Source organism: Paraburkholderia kururiensis JCM 10599 = LMG 19447, from assembly GCF_003986935.1.
GTDB lineage: Bacteria > Pseudomonadota > Gammaproteobacteria > Burkholderiales > Burkholderiaceae > Paraburkholderia > Paraburkholderia kururiensis.
The window spans coordinates 1-2,745 of record NZ_RJZE01000076.1; the positions used below are offsets into that span (position 1 = coordinate 1).

Annotated in this window: 4 protein-coding genes; all 4 read left to right on the forward strand. The window is 70.8% G+C overall.

Translation table 11 applies throughout. The annotated features are described in order from the left end of the window. A partial coding sequence (locus PKKP23_RS33195; protein WP_240659280.1) for a DUF746 domain-containing protein occupies positions 1–572 on the forward strand: 572 nt, incomplete at its 5' end. Beyond that, positions 569–1,024 carry a hypothetical protein gene (locus tag PKKP23_RS33200; RefSeq protein ID WP_126880057.1) on the forward strand — a complete coding sequence of 152 codons (456 nt, stop codon included), beginning with the start codon at positions 569–571 and terminating at the stop codon, positions 1,022–1,024. The genes PKKP23_RS33195 and PKKP23_RS33200, both read left to right, overlap by 4 nt. A 26-nt stretch (positions 1,025–1,050) precedes the next feature. Beyond that, positions 1,051–1,875 (forward strand): response regulator transcription factor, encoded by an 825-nt coding sequence (locus PKKP23_RS33205; RefSeq protein ID WP_126880058.1) that lies wholly within the window; start codon positions 1,051–1,053, stop codon positions 1,873–1,875. A gap of 248 nt (positions 1,876–2,123) precedes the next feature. Then, on the forward strand, positions 2,124–2,555 hold the full coding sequence (locus PKKP23_RS33210) for a hypothetical protein (protein WP_126880059.1): 432 nt from the start codon (positions 2,124–2,126) through the stop codon (positions 2,553–2,555). Positions 2,556–2,745 lie beyond the last annotated feature (190 nt).

Below are 2,745 nucleotides of genomic sequence, written 5' to 3' on the forward strand. Positions count from 1 at the left end.
ACGAACCGCTGCCGCCGTGTCCGGCGTGCGGCGCCACGGGCGCGCGGCGCAAGGGCATCGTGCGGGGCCTGCCGCGCTTCCAGTGCGGCCGCCGCGGCGTGCAGTTCAACCGCCGCGCGGGCACGCCGTTCACCCGCAACCGCATCGCCCACCGGCAGCGGCGGTTGATCCGCTATCTGGCGCTGCCGCTGCCCCTCACGCAGCTCGCGGCGATGATCGATACCGATCCGATGATCACGGCGCGGCTGGTGCGCGAGTTCCAGCGGCGCTGCGCCCAGCCCGATCCGTCCGGGGATCTGGCCTCGCGCATCCGGGCCTGCGCGCGCCCCGACGCGAACATGCCGTGTTCGTGGTGCGGGGCGCGCCGGGTGCGCTTCGACGTGCCCGGGATCGTGCCCGGCAAGTGTGGCCAGTGCAGCCGCCTGGTGTCGCTGCGCCGCCAGGTCGTGGAACGCGATGGCCTGCTGGTGGCCGGTCCGTGGATGGGGGTGCGCGAGACCACCTTCGTGGCCGGCGGCGTGCCGTCCCCGGAGGATTGCCCTGCCGCGCCTGCCCGGCGTTTTGCGTCATGAGCCGCCATTCTTCCCCTTCCCGCAAGGCCGCGCGCCGGCCGCTCACGCGCGAACAGCTGCTGCCGCTGCCGGCCGCGAAGGCGCGCGCCCTGTCGCTCGAACAGCATCTGGCGCTGGAAGCGATGCGGCATGGCCACGGCGGTGTCGAGCAGGTGGTCATGCTGCTGCGCGTGGTCTACCTGGCGTACTTCATGGGCCACGCCGCGCGCGAGCCCGTCGACCTTGCGCTGCTGCGCGAGGCGGAGGCCGCGCTCGAACGCTTCGGCCTGGATGACGGGAGCGGGGAAGGAGGCTGGATGCTCGACGCGCGCGGGTGCGAGGTAATCGCCCGGGTGCTCACCGTGCACGACCGGCAGCTCGCCTGGCTGCCGGCGTTCCGCTACGCCGGGGCGTGGACACGTATCCAGGCGTTCATCTCGGGCGATGCGCAGTCGCCGCTGCCGCCTGCTTAAGGCTCCCTGTGAACCAGGAGTCTGCCATGCGCATTGCCATTCTCGATGACGACCCCGCCTGGCTGGAGCTCGCCTCGGGCGTGCTCGGCCGTGCCGGCCACCGCTGCGAGGTTTTCCGCAGGGGCCACGCCCTGACCGTCGCGCTGGGCGGACAGGCCTGGGATCTGGTGATCCTGGGCCGCAATGCGCGCGACATGTCCGGCGACGCGGTGCTGCGGTGGATCCGCGGAAACTGTCACGCGAACCTGCCGGTGCTGGTCACGACGGCGCGCGCGACACTGGGCGACGTGGCCCATTTCCTCAACGCCGGCGCCGATGACTATGTGATCCGGCCGGTCGACCCCGACATCCTGGCCGCGCGCGTGTCGGCGCTGCTGCGCCGCGGTGGCGGGAACGGGGCGCCGGCCGCGCGGCTGGAATACCGGGATTTTCTGTTCAACCTGAAGGAGGAGCGGGCGTACCGGCGCGGGCAGTACGTCGCGCTGTCGCGCAAGCAGTTCGGGCTGGCCGTCCTGTTCTTCCGGAATGCCGGCCGGCCGCTGTCGCGGGCGTACCTGTTCGAAACGGTGTGGGGCCGCACGCACGGCGACGTGCTGACGCGCACGGTCGACACGCACGTGTGGGCGGTGCGGGCCCTGCTGGGGCTGCGCCCGGAGAACGGCTATCTGATCGTTCCGCTGTATGGCTACGGCTACCGCCTGGAGGATCTGGCGGAGAAGGGGGCGCCGCTGGAGCGGGCGGGGGTGCGTGGTATCCCCCCGGCTGGCCCGCGAAAGACCGCGCACGCGCGCACCGCCAGCCTGTCGCTGCCGGCCGCAGCGCCCGGTCGCCCGACGGAGCCAGGTGGATGAACGCGCGCGCATGGCGCGACGGTCATGCGGTGAGCTGGCTGCTGGTGGCCCGGCCGCAGTCCGCCAGCCTGGCCGGTCATGAATTTCCATAAGGAGTACCAATGAAACGACATATCGTCGCGGGCCTTGTTCCGCTTCTTGCGCAGGCGGCATTCGCGGCGCAACCCGTGGTTGCCGGTGCGGCCGGCGTGGCCGCACCGGAGTAATGCCTGATCCGGCCACAGCTGTCGCGGGAACAGACGCCGGTCGTGCCCAACCCCGCAATGGTGGCCTGCGCGGCCGCCTCGCGGTGGGACGCCGCGGTGTTCCTTTTTGCGCCCGGCGGGGTCTATGGCGCATACGACGCCGCGCGCGTGGCCGACCCCACGGCAGGTCAGGCTGCCCGGGTCCTGCGGTCCGGCGCGATGCAGGCCATTCCCGATGCACAGCGTGAGGCCTTCCGGCAACGTCTGGAGGACGTCATGCGCGATCCCGGCGCGCAGGCCACCCTGTGTGCCTCGGTGCATGGCTTCAGAGCTCCGGCGTATTACCCCGCCTGTATGGTCGATCACGGCCTTGGCGCGATGCAGGCGGCGATGTCGGGACAGCCGGTCGCGAATGGAGGGCTCAGACCGGATTTCGATGCGGCGAAGGGATGGGATGCCGCGGTTTGCGGGATACCTTCAGTGCAGCCGGGATAGCCGGTGAGCCTGTCCAGCGGCTGGCGCGGGCCGGTATGAATGTAACGGGAGCGCTAACAGATCTCCGGTTTAACGTTTGACGCGATTCCCTTTGACACTCCGTTGCGCCGGCGCCACCCGGGCGCGTCGGGTAAATTGCAACAGAATGTGTCAGTTATGTGTCCGGCATCGCCGGGCAACGTCATGAACC